Consider the following 22,808-nt stretch of genomic DNA (forward strand, 5'->3'; position numbering starts at 1 on the left):
CACGAGTCAGAGACTCGCGCCAGTGGTTAGCAATTGACAATTGCTGTTTTGGAGCCGTTTTTCCAAAAACAGGCCAAAAACGCAAAAGCCCCCTCTCCATGGGAGAGGGGGTTGGGGGTGAGGTCACTTAAATCAACTTATCCGGCGTGATAGGTAACTCACGAATCCGTTTGCCCGTGGCGTTGAAGATGGCGTTGGCAATAGCGGGGGCTACGCCGATGATCGCGATCTCGCCGATGCCTTTGGTGCCGTTCGGGTTGTTGATGAGGTCCGGTTTGTTCACAAACAACGACGAAATATTGGGTGCGTCGGCGTGGACGGGCACGTGGTACTCAGCTAAGTCTTTGGTCACGTACCGCCCGAATCGGTGGTCCATCACGGCGCCTTCGGTGAGGGCCATGCCGATGCCGCCCACTGCGCCGCCTATCATTTGGTTGCCGGCCGTCTTGGCGTTGATGATGGTACCGGCATCGGCGCAGGAAACCATGTTGGTCACTTTGATCTGACCCGTGAGCGGATGCACCTGCACCTCGGCGAAATGCACTGAGTAGGAGTACATGGAGTATTTCTGCCGCAGGCTGGCATCGGGGGTAGATTCCTCGGTAACTTCCAGCTCCGGTAAATTCTGCTGCTTCAGGATATCGGCGAACGAAAGCCGCGCCGAAGGGGAGGCCGTCATGGAAACGTAGCCGTCTTTGAACGTGAGGTTCTCCACGGTGGCGCCTTTGAAGCTGGTATCGGCGTTGCCGGCCACCATGCTGGTCAGCCGCTGCTTGAGTGCTTGGCTCGCGGCATGCACCGCCGAGCCAACTGTAGCCACCGTCGCCGACCCGCCCTGGCTGGGCGAAGGTGGGTACAAAGAACTACCCAACTCAAACACAATCTTCTCAGGCGGCAACCCCAGGTTCTGCGCGGCAATCTGCACCATGGCTGTTCCAGTGCCCGGACCAATATCCGTCGTGGCGCTTTGCATCACCAGCGTGCCGTCTTTGTGCAGGGTAGCTTTCACTTTGGCCCGACCGCGGTTCGCCCCGAAGGTGCCCACGCCCATGCCGTAGCCTACCAGCCATTCGCCGTTTTTCACCATGCCGGGTTTGAGTTGGCGTTTGCTCCAGCCAATCCGTTCGGCCCCCATCTGCATGGCTTCTTTGAGGTATTTGGTGGACCAGGGCAGGTTTTTCTCGGGGTCTTTGTCGGTGTGGTTAATCAAGCGGAATTCCAGCGGGTCCATGCCCAACACAAACGCCATCTCGTCCAGCGCACTTTCCAGGGCGAAAGCCCCGGTGGCCTCGCCGGGACCGCGCATCCAGATGGGCGTGCTCACGTCCAGCGGCAGGATGCGGTAACGGGTGGTCACGTTGGGGCTGGTGTACATCATGCGCGTCTGTTGCAAGGTAGACTCGGTGAACTCCTCGTAGGTAGACGTCTGCCCGATGGCCTCGTGCGTGATGGCGGTGATTTTTCCGTCTTTGGTGGCGCTCATGCCCACCTTCTGCCAGGCGTGCGGCCGGTAGCCCACCATGGTGAACATCTGCTCGCGCGTCAGCATCAGTTTCACGGGGCGGTTTACTTTTTTTGCGGCCATGATGGCGGCGGTCTCGTGCGGCCAGGTGTGCAGCCCGTTCCCGAAGGCCCCGCCCACAAACGTGGCAATCACCTTCACGTTCTCCACCGGGATTTTCCAATCTTTGGCAAAAGCGTTCTGCGTACCCATCACGGCCTGGGTTTTGTCATAGACGGTGAGTTTGTCGGCGGCCTCCCAGTGCGCGATGATGGACTGCAACTCCATGGGGTTGTGGAATTCCGTGGGAATCACATACTCGCTTTCAATCTTCAGCGGCTCGGTTTTATACGCGTCTTCTTTGCCGCGCACGTAATCACCCAGCGGGTGTTTGGGGTTGCGTTTGGCGGCGGTGGGCAAGAACGCTTGGCAGTGTTCTTGTTGAAATCGGTGGCGTGCTTTTCCTCGTTGTACTGCGCTTTCACCAGCTTGGCTGCGTACATGGCGCGCTCCAAGGTGTCGGCTACCACTACGGCAATGGGGTGGTCGTTGAAGTTGATTTGGTTGTCAATGAAGAGCTGGAGCGGCTGCCCCACAGGCTTGGGCTCAGTAGGGTGCGCGGCCTGCGCGTAGCCGGGCACTTTGGGCGCATTCTGGTAATGCAGCACCGCCAGTACGCCCGGCGCATTCTCGGCTCGTTTGGTATCCAGGCTTTTGATGCTGCCTTTGGCGATGGTGCTGCCCACCAACACGGCGTGCGCCATGTTGGGCAACTCGTATTCAGCGGAGTATTTGGCGGCACCCGTTACTTTCAGGCGACCATCTACCCGGTCCATGGGCTTACCAACGGTATCTTGGAAGAAATAATCTTTCATAAGGAAGAAGTGTTAAGCAACGCCCGATGCGTTTTTCAGGGCCTGTACAATGGTGTTAGGGCCTAAAGTGAGTTTGAATTTATTGTGTTCAAAGGCTTTCGCGCCACGCATGGCCAGCTGGGCGGCTTGCCGGAAGGTGGCTTCAGTGGCGGGTTTCCCGGCCAGAAACTGTTCGGCCTCGTTCAGTCGCCACGGTTTGTGCGCCACGCCGCCCATCGCCAACCTAGCCGATTTGATGGTACTGCCGTCCAAGTCCAGCGCTGCCGCCACCGAAACCAGGGCAAAGGCATATGAGTTGCGGTCCCGCACCTTGAGGTAATTGACGTTTTTGGTATAGGGGTTCTCCGGAACATCCACGGCCATAATCAACTCGCCTTGTTGCAGGTTGGTGTGGATTTGGGGCGTGTCGCCGGGCAGGCGGTGGAACTCCGCGAATGGGATTTTTCTATCGCCTTTGGGGCCGGAAACCAGCACGACGGCATCCAGCGCCACTAACGCCACGTTCATGTCTGAGGGGTTCACGGCAATGCATTTGTCACTGTGCCCGAAGATGGCATGCATGCGGTTGTAGCCTTCCAGCGCGCCGCAGCCGGTGCCCGGTTCGCGTTTGTTGCAGGGCATGGCCGTGTCATAGAAATACGGGCAGCGCACGCGTTGCATCATATTCCCGCCCACGGTGGCCATGTTCCGGAGCTGCGCCGAGGCGCCCGCGTTCAAGGCCTGCGCCAACAGCGGATGTTTCTCCAGCACCAGTTTATCCTCGGCCACGGCTCCGTTCAGCGCCAGAGCGCCAATGCGTACGTTTCCGTTTTCCCGCTCTATTTTCCGGAGCGGCAATTTGTTGATATCCACCAGTTTCTCGGGGTTCATGACGCCGCGCTTCATGAGGTCCACCAGGTTGGTGCCTCCGGCAATGAACACCGCCGACTGGTCTTTGGCTACCGTGTCAATGGCCGCCTTGGGTTTGCTGGGCTTTACGTATTGGAACTGAATCATACCCGCTGCCCTCCGTTTTTAACTTCTTTGATGGCGTTCACAATGTTGGGGTAAGCGCCGCACCGGCAGATGTTCCCGCTCATGTACTCACGGATTTCCTCGTCAGAATCGGCGTGGCCTTCCCGTACGCAGGCTACCGCGCTCATAATCTGGCCCGGCGTGCAGTAACCGCACTGGAAACCGTCATGCTTGATGAACGCTTCCTGCATGGGGTGCAGTTTGTCGCCGTTGGCAAGGCCCTCAATGGTGGTCACTTCTTTGCCGTCTACCATGGCCGCCAGCGTTAGGCAAGACAGAACGCGCTGTCCGTCTACGTGCACGGTGCAGGCGCCGCACTGGCCGTAGTCGCAGCCTTTCTTGGTGCCGGTCAGGTGCATCTGTTCGCGCAGCAAGTCCAGCAGCGTGGCCCGCGGCTCTATAGACAGTTTGTGTTTTTTGCCGTTAATGCCTAGCGTCACTTTCACCTGCTCAAACACGGCGGCTACTTTCTCCTCAAACTTCAGTTCGGCGGCTTTGATGGCTGCGCTGGGAGCCAGGGCCAGGGCCGTCAAGAGCGAGGATTGCTTCAGGAACGTGCGTCGGGCATCTGAATGTTGAGGCCCGTTCTCCTCTTCAGGAAGTTTTTTTTCGGGGAATTTATCGGAAGACATATAAATGTGCGGTGGATTTCTGGTTTAACCTACTAGTATACGCAGGTACGTCCTTAGAAAGTGTATAAATAAGGACTGAATCCAGACGAATTTCCACCGCTCAAATACTTGTTACGGGATTCCAGTTTGGGGCTGATTTCAGAAAAACGGCCCCTAAACGCAACGCTGACCTCGGTTTATCCGGAGCGGGATTCTCCTTTGATATTCTGGCCTGTATCTTTGGGTAAAAAACGCCGTATGTCCGCTCACTCCACCAATACCTTCACCTTCCGCCGCGGCACTTCCGCTGATGCATCTTTGCTCGCCGATTTAGGCTGGCGCACCTTTGATGAGACCTTCGCGGCCTACAACAAACCCGAGGACATGGAAGCCTTTCACTTTACCATGTACACCCCGGAACTTCAGGCCGCTGAACTAGCCGACCCGCACACCACGTTCCTGATTGCTGAAGCCGAGGGCGAGGCCGTGGCCTACGTGAAATGGAATACCGCCCCGGCTCCCGCCGAAATCTCCGGAAAAAAGCCGTTCCAGATCAGCCGCCTGTACCTCCTGCAAGCCTGGACCGGCCGAGGGCTAGGCGATACGTTGATGAAAATGAGCTTAAAACGCGCCCAGGAGCACGGACATGACGTGGTATGGCTCACCGTGTGGGAAAGCAACGACCGCGCTATTAGATTCTATCAGAAATACGGGTTCCAGGAAGCCGGAGAGCTGGAGTTTGTGCTGGGTGAAGATGTGCAGCGTGATCTGTACATGCAGCGATGGGTATAAGCTAATGGCGCAGACGCTCGCAGGTCCTCCGGACGCTACGAGGTCTTTGGAGCAAACGCTTTCGGTTCTCGTATAGTGATAGATGCAAAAGACGAAGGATTTAGAGCCTTGTAAGTTCTACCATATTTATACGCGAGGCAATAACAGCGAATCAGTTTTCGTAAATCAAGAAAGCTACTTGTATTTCCTGCAGCTATACCGGAAATATGTAGCCCCGTTTGTGCATACCTACTGCTATTGTCTGTTGCCTAATCATGTGCATTTTCTGATTCAGGTCAAGGAAGCGGAGGCTTCTTAAAGAGAAGCGAGCAAAACCAAGAGTTCATTCCGGTAAGTCATCAAAGGCAATGGGGGACATTTACTTAACGCTTTCACAAAAGCGATGAACATCCGCTATGGGAGAGTAGATAGCCTGTTTCAGAAGCGCTTCAGAAGGAAAGAGGTTACCTCCGAGGCATACTTTACACGCCTGATTTTCTACATTCATTTCAATCCACAGCACCACGGCCTGATTCAGGACTTCAAGGATTGGCCCTATTCGTCCTATCATAGCCTCTTATCTAAGAAGACCACCAATCTTGAGCGAGACACAGTTTTAGAATGGTTTGGCGACAGGGAACACATGGAGAGATTCCATCGAGAAGACGCTGATTTCCGCATCATTACCCCTCTTATCGAAGAAGACGAACTGTAATACCGCCTACTCAAAAGACCTCGTAGCGTCCAGAGGACCTGCGAGCGTCTGTGCCAACCTCCTCATACCACCAATAACCCGCGCTCCCGCAAATCCAGCCACGTATCCGTAATCAGAAACTCCTGGAAGGTGAATTGCTGCCCCTCAGGGTAATCAGATGCTAGGTCTTTTAAAAGATATTTGGTGCCGAGGTCTTCTGACAAACGTGTGAGCCAGGTGTGCAGCCATTGGCCCACTTCGGGCGAGGTGCGGATTTCGTATCCCTCGGTTTTCTCCGTGAAGGTGAGCAGGGCGTTCTGGAAGGTGCGGCCTTTCTTCGTTTTGGTCACTACTTCTAGTTCAGGCGCATTGCCCAGCCACAACACCCGAAGGTTCTGCTTCTCAGAATCAGGTTTACCTATAGCTTCCACGGCTTGCGCAATCATATTTCTTGGGTGCGAGGCCCGTGGAACCTTGAAATCAAACCAGAACGAAAGCGGTTCTTCCAACCCGATGCCGTGCATGTAGTTGTACAGTGCCTTCGCCAAACCCGCGCCATAAAGTTCATGGTCCGCGCCTTGCGGGTCCTCGTGCCAGAGGTCATTATCTGCAAACAAACCGGGCTCCGGGCCAACTTTCACCACGCCGTATTTCTCGGGATTCTTGCCGACGGGGCTGTGGGCGGTCATGGAGAAACGGTGCCAATAGCCAGACTGAATCACGTTCTGGGCAAACAACTGCCGTACCACTTCCAGAGAGTCAATGGTTTCCTGCGCGGTCTGCGTGGGGAAGCCGTACATTAAATACGCGTGCACCATGATACCCGCGGCGGTGAAATCACGGGTCACGCGGGCCACCTGCGCGATGCTCACGCCTTTCTCCATCTTCGCCAGCAAACGGTCTGAGGCCACCTCCAACCCACCCGACACAGCAATACAGCCGCTTGCAGCCAGCAAACGACACAAATCAGCGGAGAAGGTTTTCTCGAAGCGGATGTTGCCCCACCAGGTAATTTTCACGCCTCGGCGGAGCAGTTCAATGGCTAATTCGCGCAAGGCCAGGGGCGGGGCGGCTTCGTCCACGAAGTGGAAACCGGTCTGGCCCGTCTGCGCGATAATCTGTTCAATACGGTCCACCAGCAGCGTGGCGGGCGCGGTCTCGTAGCGGGAAATATAGTCTAGGGTGATGTCACAGAAGGAGCAGCGTTTCCAGTAACATCCGTGGGCCACGGTGAGTTTGTTCCAGCGGCCGTCACTCCAGAGGCGGTGCATGGGGTTGAGCACCTCCACCACGCTCAGGTATTCAAGCAGCTTTAAATCTGTATAATCGGGGGTGCCTACCTCGGTGTGCGGAATATCGGCATCGGCGGAGCCGTTGATGTATTGTACTTCGCCGTTCAGCAACAGGAAGGTGCGTTGCAGTTGCTCCACATTTCGCTGGCCCTGGAAAAACTCTAGCAAGCGCAGCCACGGGCCTTCGCCGTCATCTAAGGTAATAAAATCGATGTATTTGAAAATGCGGGGCTCGCGCAGGCTTCTTAATTCCGTGTTGGGGTAACCGCCGCCCATGAGCGTTTTCACGTGCGGATACTTCTGCTTGATGAACTGCGCCAGCCGTAGCGCGCCGTACAGATTGCCCGGGAACGGCACGGAGAAACCCACCACATCGGGCTGCACTTCCTGCATTCGCTTGTCCAGTAAATCCAGCAAGAGTTGGTCTACCAGATTAGGCGCGATTTGCAGTTCGTTTTCCAGCGGGTCAAAAGACGTGGCGCTCAGGGCCAGTTTATCCGCGTAGCGGCTGAAGCCGAAGTGCGGGCAGACGGTTTCCTTGATTAAATCGGCTAAATCTTCTAAGTACAGCGTGGCTAGGTGCCGGGCGCGGTCGGTGATGCCCATCGTCCCGAAGGCTTCCTCCAAATCGGCTAACTGCAAAAAACGGCTCGCCTCAGGTAGAAACGCGCCCATGGCGATGGGGTGGGCCAGGGTGCTGTCGCGGCCTTGCAGGAACTTTATAACGGGCTCCACCGTGTCCAGGTACGACTTCCGCAGGCGCAGCATGCGTTGGCTGTTGTCTGACAGCTCATACGTGCCGCTGAGAATGGCTTGGAAAACTTGGTTCAGCCCTCGGCGCGAAAACAACCGCAATACCAACTCCAGCCCGAAATCGGCCTGTGTCACGTCAAAGCCCCGGCCGCGCAGAAAACCTTTGATGTAGGCGGTGGCGGGGTAGGGCGTGTTGAGCTGCGTGAGCGGCGGCGTAATGAGCAGGATTTTAGGAGCGGCGTTCAAGGGATTCAATTTTGGGCAAAGGTAGTAAAAGGAGTGCTGAGTCTTAAGTGCTGAGTCTAGCGTCAGAGTTTCCGGTTTGGGGCTACTTTTCGAAAAACAGGCCAAAAACAGAAATTACATTCTCCTGGCGCGAGTCTCCAGACTCGTGACAAAACGTGCGTGGAGTCTCCAGACTCCAATATGCACGCATTTCCGGCTGGTGGTTCCCGGCGAGTCTGGAGACTCGCGCCAGCGAATTGCTTTTTACCATTAACATCAATCAGGGACAATCAGCTATTTCAAATAGACCTCGTAGCGTCCGGAGGACCTGCGAGCGTCTATATCATTTCTGTTTTCGGCCTCATTTTCCAAAAACAGGCCGAAAACAGCGCGGATGCTGTGTCTGGACAAACAAGTGAAAAGTGCTATGAGTTCAGCCCCAGAAGTGAGCAAATTAACAGTACTGGCCTAACTGCGTAAAAAGCTTGCAGAAAAGGAAAGGAATTATGGCTGTTCGGCTCACCAAACCATTGAAAATAGTGCTCGCCCTTGTGGTGCTGCTCCTCGCGTTCCGGATTGCGTTGCCGTACCTGGTGAAAAATTACGTGAACAAAACGCTGGACGAACTGCCCGGCTACACGGGCCACGTGGAGGATATTGACATTGCTCTCATACGCGGGGCGTACCAGATTGACGGGCTGGTGCTGCTGGAGGAGAAAGGCAACCCCAAGTACCCGTTCCTGCAGATCACTGAAACCGATTTGTCTATTGAGTGGAAATCTTTGTTCAAGGGCAAGCTGGTGGGCGAGGTGATTATGACTAACCCCAGGCTGAACATTCTGGCGGGCGGCTCCAAATCAGAAGACCCCACGCTGGACCACTGGACCGAGGTGGTGAAAGACCTCATGCCCATTACCATCAACCGCTTTGAGGTGCACAACGGCCGGCTGGCGTTCCTTGATTTTTCGGCTTCGCCGGATGTGAAACTGCACCTGGAGAATCTTAGATTGACGGCGCTTAACCTGGCCAACGTGGAAGAGGTGGGGAAAAAACTCCCTTCCTCAGTGACGGCCACCGCCTCTTCCATTGGCGGCGGGGCTTTCAAGGGCAAAATGCAGGTGAACGCCCTTAAACGGATCCCAGACTTCGACGGCGATTTTCAGCTCACTGGCGTGAACCTCACCAGCCTCAATGCCTTCATCAAGGCCAACGCCAAATTTGACGTGGAGCGCGGCAAGCTAGACATGTACAGCGAACTCAAGAGCACCAACGGCCAACTGAACGGCTACATCAAACCTTTCTTTGAAGACATCAAAGTCCTGAACTGGAAGAAAGACAAGAAGGAAGGCGGTTTCCTGAGTGCCGTGAAAGAAGCGGTCATAGGTGTCTTCACCGAAGCCGCCGAAAACCAGCCCCGCGACCAGGTAGCCACCAAAATCCCCATCTCCGGCGACATCAGCAACCCCAAAACCAACGGCTGGAAAACCTTCATCAACGTGCTCAAACATGCCTTCATTGACGCCTTCAGCAAAGGGATAGAAAGTAAGTTGCAGGGTTCTGAGGAGGGGAAGTGAGTTTTTGGCGCAGACGCTCGCAGGTCCTCCAGACGCTACGAGGTCTTGGGAGCAGGCGGTATTACAATTTGTAGAAGGAAATATGCAGCAGACGAAGGCACTGGAACCTGGCAAGTTTTATCATCTTTACACGAGGGGTAATAACGGGGAAACGGTGTTTTTCACGCAAGAGAACTACTTTTATTTCCTGCAGTTATACCGCAGATATGTAGCCCCGTTTGTGCATACCTTTTGTTATTGTCTGTTGCCGAACCATGTCCATTTCCTGGTGCAAGTGAAGGAAGAGCAGTATCTGCACAAGCCAAGTGAACTGAACCAAGAGCTGTTGCCGGTAACCGTTCAACGCCAGTTGAGCCACTTACTGAATGCCTTCACCAAAGCCATGAACGCCCGCTATGGTCGTGGCGATAGTTTGTTCCAGAAACGTTTCAGAAGAAAAGAAGTGACCTCAGAAGCCTATTTTACAAGGCTAGTGTTTTACATCCACTTCAATCCGCAGCACCACGGGTTGATTCCTGATTTCAAAGAGTGGCCCTACTCATCCTATCCTAGTCTTTTATCAAAAAGCAAAACCAATCTGGAGCGAAACGAAGTCCTAAGTTGGTTCGGCGGCGCCCACCACTTCAAAACATTCCACCAAGACCTTGCCGATTTCTCCAGCATCCATCCACTCATAGAAGAAGACGAGGTATAACCCCGCAACTGCGCCTGCTCCCAAGACCTCGTAGCGTCCGGAGGACCTGCGAGCGTCTGCGCCAACTTCCGTTTTTGGCTTGTTTTCTGGAAAACAGGTTAAAAACGGAAGCTGCATTTTCATTTAATGCTGATGTTCCATCCCGGAAGCCCCAGACTTCTTACTTCCGCCCATCATCAAACCCGGATTAAGCCGCAGGTAAATCTCCCCGGAAACCGGCGTTTTCCCATACAACGGCTTCAGTAATTTATCTGGCGAAAAGACCGTGGCCTGCACGCCCAGCGTCAAATACGTATTCGCAAAATTCGCCACGCGCTGGCTGGTGCCCAAGGTCAACGCGTGCACGTCAAAGACCTCATGGTGGTCAAACTGGCTGGCCAGGTCCAGTTCGCCAGGTGTTTTCTGCACGTACTCATAGCGGCCGTACACCGCGGTTTTGTTCATCTGCAGGTTAGCTTCGGCAATGGCCGAATGCTCCTGGTGGTGGCCGCCGCCGTTAAAGCCCCAGATCAGCGCCGAGGTGAAGAATCTGTCTCCGCCCCCGGCTAATGCTCGGCTATACAAGGCAGAGGCCGTGGTGCGCGTCACGTCTTCCTCGGGCTCCAAGGACTCCGGGCTCTTCAGCCAACCTCTGGATACTTGCAGTGCCCAATTCTCAGTGGGGTTGTAAGACAGACGGGCGGCGTACGAATCAAAGCGGGCTTTGTCAAAGTCATAGCGGTTTTCATCGGGTTCGCGGCCCGTAAAGTTGGAGCCTTCCAGCTTGAAGTTCTTGTACCGGAAGCCCAGCGTGGCCACCCCAAACGTGATGTGCGTGGCGTCCTGCCAGTGGTGCCCCAGCGGCGACTCGGGGTTGTTGAACGCCGAGATGCGGTGCATGAACACGGGCGGACCAATGACCGGCTCAGCGGGGTAGCCCAGAAAACCGTACACGTCCACGTTTTCATTGACCATGTGCGTGTAGCCCACGCTAATCTCTGAGAACAAATCATGCGGGTGCTGGCGGTCCACCAGTCTTTTGCCGCCGCCATACGTCTCGCCGCTCTGGAACAGGAGCGGGTAACCACGGTCGCCCATGGTCAGTTCGTCCAGACTCAACATCACGCTGAGGCGTAATAAACCACGTTTGCCTACCTCGCGCTGCGCCATGCCCATAAACCAGTTGGGTGCGTCCAGCTGAGAATCGCCGCGGGAGCCTTTGTCAAATATGTCCTGGCGGTTGTAGCGCAGCCAGAGTTGCCCGTGGAACATGAGCATCCAGTCGCCGGCGTGTTTCATGTAGCCGTACATGGGTGTGGCGTCTGGGTGCCAACTGGTGCCGGAGCCGTTTCGGTTCATGGGCAGGTTGCGGGAGAACGCGTGGCTCATGCCGCCCATTCCCATACTGTGGTTCATGCCCGCGTGCTGCGTGGTGTCAGAAGCCATGGCGCCGTGGTTCATGTGCATGCCGGGGTGGTGCTGGTGACCTTTGGCGGTGTCCATGGGCATGGTATGTCCTTCGTGGCTAGAAGCTTTGCTCTGATTCAGGCTGTCTTGTGGCGTCATTTGGTGCCCTTGGTGTTTACCCGCCGAATCGGCGACAGGCATGTGGTGTTGCGAGTGGTCTTGGTGGGTGGCTGGTGGTGTCGCTTTCACCTTAGGGGCAGCATGCGTTTTCGGCGCAGCCGAGGGCTGGTTTTTCCGGTTCGTCTTCGCCGGAGGCGGGGCTGGTTTGTGCTTGATAGGCTGCAGCTTTGAAGGTTTGGGTTTGGCGGGCTCCGCTGAAGTTTTTTTCTTAGGGGCAGGTGCGGCCGTATTCTTCGTCTCTTTCTTAGCCGGCGCGTGGTGCTCATGCTGCGCAAACGCGGTCATAAATCCGAAAGAGAGGAATATGCTTAAGGTGAAAATTCGTTTCATAAAGGCAGTACGTAAAGTGGGTGAAACTCTGCTACAAAGAAAACGCACGCCTGCCGCCGGGGTTTAACAGCATTCTGTAAGACTTGTGTATAATTTTAGTCATCGGCGCCGCCGAAGGAATATCCAGCTGTTTTTTGGCCTGTTTTTCAGAAAAGAGGCCAAAAACAGAAACAACCCGTAGCTTTACCGGCACCAACTACTTACGCTATGTTTCTAATAGAACTCACCTATAAAGTCCCTTTCTCAGAGGTAGAACCGTTTATGGCCGAGCACCTGGCATTTGTGGAGAAAGGCTACGCCAGCGGGCATTTTCTGGCCTCCGGCCGAAAGGTTCCACGTGACGGCGGCCTCATCTTCTGCCAGGCCTCCGGCGGCAAAGCCGAACTGGAAGAACTCCTGCAAGACGACCCGTTTGTGTACCAGGATCTGGTGGAATACCGCATCCTGGAATTTGTCACCTCCCGCGCCGAAGAAGGTTTGAAAGGGCTACTGGCGTAAAAGCCGTTTTTGCCCTGTTTTAGCCAAAACAGGCCAAAAACGCAGTGGCGAAATTCCCTCTCCCTCTGGGAGAGGGCTAGGGTGAAGGCAGCAGTTGGCGCAGACGCTCGCAGGTCCTCCGGACGCTACGAGGTCTTTTGAGAAGGGCTGATTGCTGAAGTACAGAAGAATCTGGCGCGAGTCTCCAGACTCGTGCGAGGGGTGGGTGGAGTCTCCAGACTCCCTTTTTACCTCTTTGCAGATGGCTCCCGGCGAGTCTGGAGACTCGCTTCACAGTTAGTCATGAGACTAAAGTCTCGCGCCAGCGCAGAATATGTAAGCATGAAGAAATATGTGCCGTCCATTATCCCCAAAAATAGGTGCTGACCTCGTAGCGTCCGGAGGACCTGCGAGCGTCTGGGCCAACTGCGTTTCTGGCCTCTTTTCCTAAAAACAGCCCCAAAACAAGTGCCCTTCTACTTTGGTTTTAAAACAATTAGAAAAGCTTCCTTATTTTATCCGTAGAAGCAACATGGCAGGAAAAGCTGCTTACTTTTGAAAGAAACTCAACCACACCTACATGGAATTCTATCAGCGGCCCGCCCAAGAGGTTTTACAGGAATTCAATTCTTCTGCCCAGGGGCTTTCTGGGGAAGAGGCGCAGCAGCGGCTCCAGGCCAACGGCTACAATGAACTGAACGAGGCTGAGCGCGATTCTGTCTTCAAACTCATTCTGGAAACCTTCAAAGACCCCATGGTGATTGTGCTGCTGCTGGCCGCCGCCGTGCAGCTGGTGCTGGGCGAGGTGATGGAGGCCATCATCATCTTTGCCGTGCTGGTGCTCAACGCCATTGTGAGCGTGGTGCAGACCAAAAAGGCCGAAGGCGCCCTGGATGCCCTCCGCCAGATGTCGGCGCCGTCTGCCAAGGTGCTGCGCGGCGGCGTGACCCAGACCATAGCCGCCCGCGAACTGGTCACCGGCGACGTGGTGGTGCTGGAGGCCGGTGACTTTGTTTCGGCCGACGGCCGGTTGCTGGAGAGCGGCTCCCTGCGCGTAGACGAAGGCATGCTCACCGGCGAGTCTGAAGCCGTGGAAAAACATATTGAGGCCATTCCCGAAGACGCCCCCCTGGGCGACCGCAAGAACATGGTCTATAGCGGGGCGCTGGTAGTCTATGGCCGGGGTACGTTTGTGGTCACGGCTACCGCCGAAAAAACCGAGATAGGCAAAATTGCCGGCCTTTTGGCATCGGCGCAAGCCAAGCAAACCCCGCTCCAGCGCAAACTCGCAGATTTTAGCAAGAAGCTGGGCTGGGTGATTCTGGCGCTGTGTGTAGTGATCTTTGGCGTAGAGGCGGCGCGGGTGTGGCTGCAACCAGACGGGCAGGACATGACCAACGCCTTGCTCAAGGCCTTTATGTTTGCCGTGGCCGTGGCGGTGGCGGCCATTCCAGAGGCGCTTTCTTCTATTGTCACCATTGTGCTGGCCGTGGGCACCAACAAAATGGCCCGGCACCACGCCATCATCAGAAAGCTACCGGCGGTAGAAACCCTGGGCTCCACCAGCGTGATCTGCACAGACAAAACCGGCACCCTCACGCAGAACAAAATGACGGTGGTAGACTACTACACCCCAGACAAAACCGCTGACGAGTTCCCGGAGAACCCCGCAGATTGGTCAGCGGGCGAGCAGCGGCTCATTCAGGTGGCCGTGCTCTGCAATGACTCGCAGATCAATGAAGACGGCGCCAAAGTGGGTGACCCCACAGAGGTGGCCCTCATTGCGTTCAGCAACAAACTTGCGCTGAACTACCGGCAGCTGCGGGAGAAATTCGGCCGGGAGGCCGAACTGCCCTTTGACTCAGACCGCAAGCTCATGTCTACGGTGCATACCATTGACGGGGAGCGGCGGCTGCTCACCAAAGGTGGCCCAGACGTGGTGCTTTCCCGCTGCACCCGCATCTTCCTCAACGGCCAGGAACAACCGCTCACCCCAGAGTTGAAAGAGCAGCTGCATGACCAGAATGAAGACTTCTCTGACCGCGCCCTGCGCGTGCTGGCCTTCGCGTATAAATCTGTTCAGGCCGGGGCGGCGGTTTCTTTTGAAGATGAACATGACCTGGTGCTGGTGGGGCTGCTGGCCATGATTGACCCGCCGCGCGAAGCCGTGTACGCCTCTATTGAAGATGCCAGGAAAGCGGGCATCAGAACGGTCATGATCACCGGGGACCACAAGACCACCGCCCAGGCCATTGGCCGTGACATTGGCCTCATGGATGAAAATGACATTGCCGTGACCGGCCGCGAACTGGACGCCATGTCTGAAGAGGAGCTGGACCAGAAGCTGGAAGACATTGCCGTCTACGCCCGGGTTTCGCCCGAAAACAAAATCAGGATTGTGCGCGCCTGGCAGAAGAAAGGCAAAATCACCGCCATGACGGGTGACGGTGTAAACGATGCCCCCGCCCTCAAGCAGGCCGACATTGGCGTGGCCATGGGCAGCGGCACTGATGTGGCCAAAGACGCCGCCGCCATGATTCTCACAGATGACAACTTTGTCTCTATTGTGCGTGCCGTATCAGTGGGCCGTACCGTGTTTGACAACATCAAGAAAGCCATTGCTTATCTCTTCGCCGGGAACCTGGGCGCCATTATTGCCATTCTCTTCGCGCTGGCCCTGGACTGGGTGAACCCGTTCACGCCCATCCAGCTGCTGTTCATCAACCTGCTCAATGACTCTCTGCCCGCCATTGCCCTGGGTATGGAGAAAGCAGAGCCGCACGTGATGCGCCGCAAACCGCGCGATATCAACGAAGGGATTTTTGCCGGCGGTACCCTGAAGTCAGTGCTCATGCGGGGGCTCTTGATTGGCGCCGCCGTGATTTTCTCCCAATGGCTGGGGCTGCAGGAGTCGGCAGAAATCAGTGTGGCCATGGCGTTCACCACCTTGATTCTGGCGCGTACGCTGCAAACGTTTGCGGCCCGTTCAAACACCCAGACCGTGTTTGGCGCGGGGTTCTTCCAGAACAAATACGTGCTGTGGGCGGTGTTGCTGTGCTTCGGGTTGTATGGCCTTACGGTGCTGCCGGCCACCAGGGCCGTGTTCTCCATTCCCGCCAGTTTCGGCTGGGCCGAATGGAAATGGGCGGCCGGTCTGGCCTTGCTGGCCGTCACCCTGATGGAGGTCTGGAAACTGACGCCGTGGGCCGGTGACAAGAGAAAGGGAACGGCGAAAGGAAAGAAGTAATCTGCTGAAAAGAGGAATGGTTTCTGTTTTGGGGCTGTTTTCAGAAAAACAGCCCCAAAACAGGAGAAGCTGTTTTGGGTTTTCTGTTTAGTCTCTGGCGCAAGCGGTTTTACAGATAGTGAGCTTCTGTTTCTGGGCTGTTTTTGTGAAAGTAGGCCCAAAACGGGGCACAGCCGGGTGCTTGCCCCAGCCAAGCGCCTCTGAACATGAAGAACTCTAAACAGCTTCAGCAGTAAGATCTAATACATCTCAATCACCTTGAGCTGCCATTTCTTATTAATCTCGTACTTGCGTTTTTGGCTGAGGGTCATGGCTTTGCCCACGGCAAACGTGGAAAGGGCGGCCCCCATGGTGAATTTGGCATCATCACGGTAGTCTGGCGTGGCGAAGTAATTGATGCCGCCCACCAGCGTGAAAAGTGCGCCCGTGCCTTGCAACAGGTAACTTAGAAAGCCCACTGCTTTTCGGCCGGAGGTGTGGTTCTTCATTTTGATTTCGGCTACCCACTCCAACGGAATGCGCGACTGCTGAAAGTAAAAGGCTCCGTCTTTGATATCTGTGATGGGGCCGGAGTAGAAGTAGGTGTCGTTTTTAACCCGGAAGGTGATCCGGTCACCCTTGTAAAACCGGAAGCGGGGCAATTTGCCGGGCTTGGCCAGGAGCAGGTACGCAAGTCTGGGCGGCGTGGGCGTATCTGCGGTTTGGGCGGGGCAGGAAAGGGTAACCCCCAGGAAAAAGAACAAGCCATACAGGAGAAACTTCGCCATGCCAAAGAGGTGTTTTAGAGGGAAACGTAACCCGGGGCCAATTTATTAAAATCAACCGTCAGGTTTCTGCAACTCCGGGCAAAGCTGCCGCCCGGCCCGCCACGGGGTACTTTTCTGTTTTCGGCCTGTTTTGGCCAAAACAGGCGAAAACAGGAATCCAGCACGGGTGTTAATACATCTCCACCACCTTGAGCTGCCACTTCTTCTCCAGGTTGTAGGTGCGTTTGGTGAGGGCCTTCAAACCCACGCCGGCGGCATACATGGTTAGGGCGGCCCCCATGGTGTGCAGGCCGTCTACGCGGTCATCTGACTGCGCAATGAAGTTGATGGCGCCCACCAGCGTAAAGATGGAACCGGCGCTCTTGAGTACCACACTGCTGTAGTTGAGCACTTTTTTGCCGCCGGTGTGGTTGCGCATTCTGATTTGGGCCACCCGCTCCAGCGGAATTCTGGTGTTCTGGAAATAAAAGGTGCTGTCTTTGATAGCGGTGATGGAACCAGAGTAGAAGCGGCTGTCATGCTTTACCCTGAACATGATCTGGTCGCCCACATAAAACCGGTACCGTTTCAGTTTGCCGGTTTTGTTCAGGAGCAGGTAAGTCAGGTTGGCCGGTTTGGTTTTAACAGAGTCTACGGCCTGCGCCTGACCGCTCAAGACAACCCCGAAGAAAAAGAACAAGCCGTACAGTAAGGATTTTGCCATGCCAGGGAGTGAGGTTTAAAGGGAGAACGGTGCTTGGGAGAAGATATTGGCGTATCCTGTCTCATCATAAGTAGGACACGCTATGTCTAACGGAGCTTGTTTTCATAAATTATCATTGGGTAAGAATCTTTGGCAGCGCTGTTTGCATAATACGCCAGTATTTCTTTCCCCTGCGCCTTAAGAGCAGGGCGGAAGACGGCATAGGCGTATTTCTCGTGGGCAGAGATCTCCTCATCAAAGGTGAGCCTGATGGTGTCGCCTACCATTTTATAGCTCCCTGATTTTTCATCCATCCCAAAACAGGCAGATGATTTTACAAACCGTTCCCCTGCTTTCAAGCGAAGCGTAGAGGTGCAATTAGCAACTCCTTCATATTGGGCCACCAGCAGGTCAGGCGCCTCAAATTTAGTGAAGTCAATAATTCCCGAGGGAAAAAGTAAAAGGCTCACCAGAACAACCAACAGAACGGCCGTTTTCTTTACCCGGTGCGCGTTTTTGGACTTCTCTCTGCCAAGAAGGATCCCTTGGATTAGTAAGATGACGGCAAGAACGGGTACTCCTAGAAATAGGAGCATGCTTAACCCAAAGTTCCAGAGCTGCGGCAGCTTCTGCCAAAAGTACATAGTATGGCCCAAGACAAAATAGAAAAGTGAGAGAATGACCAATTTGCTTTTCAAGGGCTTTGCTGCAGTTGAGGCTATGAAGAGCATGTTTACATTTGTCGTTTGCGCTGCAAACGGGTGTCAAAAGAACCTGACTTCGCCTTTTTTCCCCCGTTTTCGCTTGCAAATCAAAATGTAAACAAACTCAAAGGATGAAGAACAGACAAAATATGCAAAGTAGCAAGTAGCGGCAGAAACAGAAATGGCCACCGGTTATCAGGTGGCCATTCTTTTAATCTAACGGAGTTGGTAGTCTACTCTTGCACCGGAGTAGCGTTGTAGCCGGCTTTGTTCACGGCGGCCATTACTTCCTCTTCAGAGATATTCCCCTGCACGGTCAGGATTTTATCTGGGTTGTTGGTGTCTACCGCCCAGTTCTCAACGCCAGGGGTAGTATCTAAGGTGGGGGTTACGGCGCTGATACAGCCACCGCACTTGATATTGGTCTTAAATTTTAATGTAGACATAAGGGTACGTATGAATTAGGAATGAATTTGAACACAAAGATCTATTTACAATTTTAACGTGCGCAGGCGTAAACTGTTGGTGACTACAGACACAGAACTCAGCGCCATGGCGGCTCCGGCCAGCATGGGGTCCAGCAGCAAGCCCCAGATGGGGTAGAGCAGCCCGGCGGCCACGGGTATGCCAATCACGTTGTAAATGAACGCCCAGAACAGGTTCTGGTGAATGGTGCGCACGGTGGCTTTGCTCAGTTTAATGGCCTTGGCAATGGCGCGCAGGTCTGAGTGCATGAGCGTGATTTTGGCCACATCCATGGCAATATCCGTCCCCCGGCCCATGGCAATGCCCACGTCTGCCAGGGCCAGCGCCTGCGAGTCATTGATGCCGTCGCCCACCATGCCTACCACGTGGCCCTGGCGCTGGAGTTCCTGAATGAAATTGGCTTTGTCCTGGGGCATCACTTCGGCTTGGTAATGGGACAGGCCCACCTGTTGCGCCACGGCGGCGGCGGTTTGGGCGTTGTCTCCCGTAAGCATGTACACGTGCAGGCCCAGCTGCTGCATCTCTTGAATGGCTTGCGCCGAAGTTTCTTTAATAGCATCAGCGATGGCGATGAGCGCCACCACCTGTCCCTGCGTGCCGGCGTAGACCACGGTTTTGGCCTCGGCTTTGCGTTTAGCGGCTGTTTTTTCCAAATCGGGGCTAAACTGGAGGCCGTTTTCCTGCATCAGCTTCTCGTTGCCCAGCCAGAAGGTTTGGCCCTGGTATTGCGCCTGCACGCCGCGGCCGGTCACGCTGGTGAACTGCTCCAGTACCGCCGGTTGCACGCCCTGCTCGGTGAGGTGTTTGGAAACGGCCTCGGCCAGCGGGTGCTCACTCTGGTTTTCCAGCGCCAGCAGAACAGCAGCCAAGCCCTTTGTTTCTTCCTCTGGAACCGCCCAGTGCAGCTCCGTTACCTCGGGCCGACCTTTGGTGATGGTGCCAGTTTTATCCAGCACCACGGCGGTGAGTTTGTGGGCGGTTTCCAGAGATTCGGCGTCTTTGATCAGAATTCCGTTTTCGGCGCCGCGGCCCACGCCCACCATAATGGCGGTAGGGGTGGCCAGACCCAGGGCGCAGGGGCAGGCAATAATGAGTACGGTAATGAGCGCCAGCAGCGCGTGGGTTACGTTGTTATCGCCGCCCAGGAAGTACCACGCCGCGAAGCTCAGCAGCGAAATACCAATCACCACCGGCACGAAGATGCCCGCTATCTTATCGGTGAGTTTCTGTACGGGCGCTTTGGAGCCCTGCGCCTGCTGCACCATCTTAATAATCTGGGCCAACAGCGTTTCTGCGCCAACTTTCTCGGCGGCAATCTGCAGACTGCCTTTCTGGTTGATGGTGCCCGTAAACACCTTATCGCCGCTGTTTTTCTCCACGGCCATGGGTTCGCCGCTGATCATGCTTTCGTCTAAAAATGAAGAGCCGCTGACCACCCGTCCGTCCACGGGAATTTTCTCGCCCGGCCGGATTAACAGCACATCGCCTACCAGTACTTGTTCAATGGGCAGCTCTATCTCCTGGCCGTTACGGAGGGCTTTCACGCTTTTCGGCTGCAGGCCCATGAGCTTTTTGATGGCGCCGCTGGTGCGGGATTTGGCGCGTTCCTCCAGCAGTTTGCCCAAAAGAATGAACGCGATGATAACCGTGGCCGCTTCATAATAGACGTGCGGCTCCAGCCCGCGGGAGAGGAAAAACTCTGGATAGAACGTGTTGAAGGCGCTGAACAGAAACGCGATGCCGGTGCTCAGGGCCACCAGCGTGTCCATGTTGGCCTTGCCGTGGCGGGCTTGTTTGAACGCGTTTACATAAAAATTGCGGCCAAACCAGAACACCACCGGCAGGGTAAGCGCCAACATGATCCAGTTGCCGTATGGCATATGGTGGAAAAACATGCCAATCACCGCCACGGGCAGAGACAGCGCCGCCGCCCAAAGGGTTTTGGTTTTGAGGCGGGTGTACGCTTCCTGCTCGCGGGCCTCCTGCGCCTCCTGCGTGGCCTCCTCCTGCTGGATGAGCAGGTCATAGCCCACGCTCTGGAGGGCTTTCTGCAGTTGGGAGAGGTCAGTGCCCGGGGTGTATTCCACCAGGGCCGTTTTGTTGGCGAAGTTCACCGCCGCGCTCTGCACCCCCGGCTGGGCCTGCAGCATAGACTCTACGCTCACAGCACAGGCCGCGCAGGTCATGCCCTCTACCGGAAAACTGTTCTTTATGGCGGGTTTCTCTTTAGTCAAGGTGGCCATATATCTATTGGTTGAGGTTCTGATTCAAGTTCTGATACAAAGGTACGGGCCGCAAGCGCGCGCGGCGTTACAGCTTTGTAAACCGTTGTTACATAATTTTAATGCGTTGCGTTTTAGGCCTGTTTTTCTGAAAACAGGCCTAAAACGGCACAACCTGCTTTCACAGCAACTTCCGGGCAATGAACTGCGCGTCTCTGGCCGCCCCCAAAAGCAGGGCAGAACTTCTGCTGCGCTGCCAGGAGAGCCCCAGGTAAAACAGCCCCGGTACCGGACTGAGGCCTTGCTCATGCAACGGATTGCCGTCTGCGGTGATGGCCCCTGCTATCTGGAGCCAGCGGTAGTCCGGTTGAAAGCCGGTGGCCCAGATAATGCTGCTGAACTGGGTACTGGTTCCGTCGTTGAAAAAGACCTGCTGCCCGTGAAACCCTGTGATCTCAGGCCTGAGCGGAATCACTTTTTCCCTGAGCAGTTGCTCCAGCTCGCGCCCGTAGATGACGTCTGCTTTCCGGAGGAGCTTTTTGCCCACGCGCGAGGTGGGGGAGGCGTAGAGGGCACCCGTGACGGTGGCCCACCAGAAGACGCTTCGGCCCAGCATTCTGAGCGAAGAGAACCGGGGTTTCCTCTTCACAGATAGGTGCACCGCATGGTCTTTGGCCAGTTCCACGGCAATTTGCGCCCCTGAGTTACCGGCTCCCACCACCAACACGTTCCCCGGGGGCAATTGGCCTGGGTTCCTGTACCGGGAACTGTGCAGCTGCACCACCTCTGGGGCGGGAGCTGTGGCGTACGTGGGTATGAACGGGGTTTGAAACGGGCCGGTGGCCACCACCACTTGTTGGGCCAGGTAGTGGGCAGACGGGGTCTGGAGGTAGAACAGCCCCTCTTTTTTGGTCAGCGAAACTACCGGCTGCCCTAGTTCTACCGGAAGCCGGAACTGCTGGGCATACTGCTGCAGGTACCGGGCTATCTCGTCTTTGGTAGGGTAGTGCTTTCTGGGCAACAGCAGCGGGAACCCCGGCAAATGGCAGTACGGTGCGGGCGTAAACAGTTGCAGGGAGTCATACCGCTCCCGCCAACTCTGCCCAACCTGCGGGGCCGCCTCCAGCATAAGAAAGTCTCTGCGCTGGAGGTGCAGGTAATAGCCCATGGCTAAGCCGGCCTGCCCGGCACCAATGACAATGACTTCATACACGTGGGGCTGCGCCACCGGCAGAACTGTGGTTGATTGCGTTTTCATGCTTCTGAATAGATACGCAAAACTAGATTTCGGCACAGCCGAAGGCATTACAGAATTTTATAGAAGTGGTGCAGGATTTTGTCTTGTAGGGACCCGGCGCCGCCTTGTCTCCATGCATCTCTGGTAAACCGGCCTCCACGCGTATCTGATGACTACATTTCCCCGCCTGCTGGTTACCCTTGTGGAACATCTGTCTTACCAGACGTTGACCGGGAGCAGCTGCTTTTGAGCACGTGTCAATTTGCCTTTTACGCTGCAGACCGTCCCAGAATACCCTGCGCAGGTACTTTTGCCACGAAAATGATAGTGGATACATGCTCCTGCAAGGGCAACCAAAGGGATACAGACTTTACAGATGCCTTGAACGGTTGACTTTCTGATGCCCCGTGAATAGGCCTGGGCTTTGGCGCTTACTCAGGCAAGCCAGAGGTCAGCATCAGTTGGAACACAGCTGTCTGGCATTAGCTAAGCCTCTGTTCTATTAGAAAAAAACGCTCCCCCACCAGCCGGAGCCAACGGGGGAGCGTGAGATTCTGTTTTTGGCCTGTTTTCTGAAAAACAGCAAAAACAGAAATTACAGGTCTATGTCTGAGGTGTTGGCGGCAGAGAGAATATCTGCCACGGGGTCAGACTTAGGAATGAGCTCCTGGCAAACCTCTATGCACCGGCGGCAGGCGGCGGCGCAGGCCTGGCAGTGGTCATGGGCGTGGCGTTCGCACTCAATGGCGCAGGCCTCGCAGATTTCTACGCACTGCCTTAGCACCAGCCGCGCATGCTCTGACCCTTTAGACAGGAACGAGGCTGACAGGCGGCAGTAATCGGCGCAGTCTAAGTCCAGGTGAATACAACGCGCCATCTTCTTTACTTCGTCTTCCTGCAGGCAGGCGGTGGCACAGTGGTCGCAGGCCGCGATGCAGGCCAATAACGCATCAATGGCCGGTTTATATTCGGTACGCATAGGCTTGGGTTTTGGTCTTCTTGTCTATACGCGAGCGGCAAAGATAGGGGTTAGCTGTTTTTTGCTGTTTTCATGAAAACAGGCCAAAAACAGCGGCGGGGGGGGGG

General features: G+C 55.4%; 19 protein-coding genes. 6 read left to right on the plus strand and 13 right to left on the minus strand.

Annotated features, from left to right (window positions below; all coding sequences use genetic code 11):
- Nucleotides 1-127: 127 nt before the first annotated feature.
- The 4 genes from A8O25_RS13190 to A8O25_RS13200 are packed head-to-tail and all read right to left on the minus strand — an operon-like array spanning nucleotide 128 to nucleotide 4,022.
- Nucleotides 128-1,921: a xanthine dehydrogenase family protein molybdopterin-binding subunit gene (locus A8O25_RS13190; RefSeq protein WP_241499023.1), complete on the minus strand. Its 1,794-nt coding sequence runs from the start codon at nucleotides 1,919-1,921 to the stop codon at nucleotides 128-130.
- Nucleotides 1,834-2,376: a hypothetical protein gene (locus A8O25_RS23845; RefSeq protein WP_241499024.1), complete on the minus strand. Its 543-nt coding sequence runs from the start codon at nucleotides 2,374-2,376 to the stop codon at nucleotides 1,834-1,836. Before A8O25_RS23845 ends, A8O25_RS13190 begins: the two co-directional genes overlap by 88 nt.
- Before the next feature lie 12 nt (nucleotides 2,377-2,388).
- A complete protein-coding gene (locus A8O25_RS13195; protein ID WP_066835615.1) occupies nucleotides 2,389-3,372 on the minus strand; it encodes an FAD binding domain-containing protein in 984 nt (327 codons plus the stop codon).
- Nucleotides 3,369-4,022 carry a (2Fe-2S)-binding protein gene (locus tag A8O25_RS13200; protein ID WP_066835617.1) on the minus strand — a complete coding sequence of 218 codons (654 nt, stop codon included), beginning with the start codon at nucleotides 4,020-4,022 and terminating at the stop codon, nucleotides 3,369-3,371. The genes A8O25_RS13195 and A8O25_RS13200 overlap by 4 nt, the downstream gene beginning before the upstream one ends.
- A 237-nt stretch (nucleotides 4,023-4,259) precedes the next feature.
- On the opposite strand from A8O25_RS13200, the gene A8O25_RS13205 reads away from it, so the two are divergent.
- Entirely contained in the window at nucleotides 4,260-4,793 is a 534-nt protein-coding gene (locus tag A8O25_RS13205) for a GNAT family N-acetyltransferase (RefSeq protein ID WP_066835619.1), read from the plus strand.
- Between the two features lie 382 nt (nucleotides 4,794-5,175).
- On the plus strand, nucleotides 5,176-5,487 hold the full coding sequence (locus tag A8O25_RS22695) for a hypothetical protein (RefSeq protein ID WP_082893623.1): 312 nt from the start codon (nucleotides 5,176-5,178) through the stop codon (nucleotides 5,485-5,487).
- A gap of 62 nt (nucleotides 5,488-5,549) precedes the next feature.
- Here A8O25_RS22695 and A8O25_RS13215 read toward each other — a convergent pair whose 3' ends face one another.
- Complete coding sequence (locus A8O25_RS13215) at nucleotides 5,550-7,757, minus strand: B12-binding domain-containing radical SAM protein (protein WP_066835621.1); 2,208 nt, start codon at nucleotides 7,755-7,757, stop codon at nucleotides 5,550-5,552.
- Between the two features lie 464 nt (nucleotides 7,758-8,221).
- Between A8O25_RS13215 and A8O25_RS13225 the strand changes: the two genes are divergently transcribed.
- Together A8O25_RS13225 and A8O25_RS13230 are read left to right on the plus strand one after the other, a co-directional pair.
- A complete protein-coding gene (locus tag A8O25_RS13225) occupies nucleotides 8,222-9,310 on the plus strand; it encodes a DUF748 domain-containing protein (protein WP_082893624.1) in 1,089 nt (362 codons plus the stop codon).
- 4 nt (nucleotides 9,311-9,314) lie between these two features.
- Nucleotides 9,315-10,004: a hypothetical protein gene (locus A8O25_RS13230; protein WP_153042740.1), complete on the plus strand. Its 690-nt coding sequence runs from the start codon at nucleotides 9,315-9,317 to the stop codon at nucleotides 10,002-10,004.
- A gap of 123 nt (nucleotides 10,005-10,127) precedes the next feature.
- Here A8O25_RS13230 and A8O25_RS13235 read toward each other — a convergent pair whose 3' ends face one another.
- Nucleotides 10,128-11,900 (minus strand): hypothetical protein, encoded by a 1,773-nt coding sequence (locus tag A8O25_RS13235; RefSeq protein WP_153042741.1) that lies wholly within the window; start codon nucleotides 11,898-11,900, stop codon nucleotides 10,128-10,130.
- Between the two features lie 207 nt (nucleotides 11,901-12,107).
- Here A8O25_RS13235 and A8O25_RS13240 point away from each other — a divergent pair, with 207 nt between their 5' ends.
- A complete protein-coding gene (locus A8O25_RS13240) occupies nucleotides 12,108-12,398 on the plus strand; it encodes a YciI family protein (RefSeq protein WP_066835629.1) in 291 nt (96 codons plus the stop codon).
- 559 nt (nucleotides 12,399-12,957) lie between these two features.
- Nucleotides 12,958-15,624 carry a cation-translocating P-type ATPase gene (locus A8O25_RS13245; protein ID WP_066835631.1) on the plus strand — a complete coding sequence of 889 codons (2,667 nt, stop codon included), beginning with the start codon at nucleotides 12,958-12,960 and terminating at the stop codon, nucleotides 15,622-15,624.
- Between the two features lie 239 nt (nucleotides 15,625-15,863).
- Here the strand turns inward: A8O25_RS13245 and A8O25_RS13250 are convergent, their stop codons facing one another.
- From A8O25_RS13250 to A8O25_RS13280, 7 genes are all read right to left on the minus strand, one after another.
- A complete protein-coding gene (locus tag A8O25_RS13250) occupies nucleotides 15,864-16,391 on the minus strand; it encodes a hypothetical protein (protein ID WP_066835633.1) in 528 nt (175 codons plus the stop codon).
- A gap of 169 nt (nucleotides 16,392-16,560) precedes the next feature.
- Nucleotides 16,561-17,094: a hypothetical protein gene (locus A8O25_RS13255; protein WP_066835635.1), complete on the minus strand. Its 534-nt coding sequence runs from the start codon at nucleotides 17,092-17,094 to the stop codon at nucleotides 16,561-16,563.
- Between the two features lie 86 nt (nucleotides 17,095-17,180).
- Nucleotides 17,181-17,669 (minus strand): hypothetical protein, encoded by a 489-nt coding sequence (locus tag A8O25_RS13260; RefSeq protein ID WP_153042742.1) that lies wholly within the window; start codon nucleotides 17,667-17,669, stop codon nucleotides 17,181-17,183.
- Nucleotides 17,670-18,010: 341 nt separating this feature from the next.
- Nucleotides 18,011-18,223: a heavy-metal-associated domain-containing protein gene (locus tag A8O25_RS13265; protein WP_066835639.1), complete on the minus strand. Its 213-nt coding sequence runs from the start codon at nucleotides 18,221-18,223 to the stop codon at nucleotides 18,011-18,013.
- Between the two features lie 45 nt (nucleotides 18,224-18,268).
- Complete coding sequence (locus A8O25_RS13270) at nucleotides 18,269-20,506, minus strand: heavy metal translocating P-type ATPase (protein WP_066835641.1); 2,238 nt, start codon at nucleotides 20,504-20,506, stop codon at nucleotides 18,269-18,271.
- 160 nt (nucleotides 20,507-20,666) lie between these two features.
- Nucleotides 20,667-21,743: a flavin-containing monooxygenase gene (locus A8O25_RS13275; protein WP_066835643.1), complete on the minus strand. Its 1,077-nt coding sequence runs from the start codon at nucleotides 21,741-21,743 to the stop codon at nucleotides 20,667-20,669.
- A gap of 574 nt (nucleotides 21,744-22,317) precedes the next feature.
- A complete protein-coding gene (locus A8O25_RS13280) occupies nucleotides 22,318-22,701 on the minus strand; it encodes a four-helix bundle copper-binding protein (RefSeq protein WP_066835645.1) in 384 nt (127 codons plus the stop codon).
- Between the last annotated feature and the right edge of the window lie 107 nt (nucleotides 22,702-22,808).

Origin of the sequence: Rufibacter ruber, from assembly GCF_001647275.1 — a bacterium.
GTDB lineage: Bacteria > Bacteroidota > Bacteroidia > Cytophagales > Hymenobacteraceae > Nibribacter > Nibribacter ruber_C.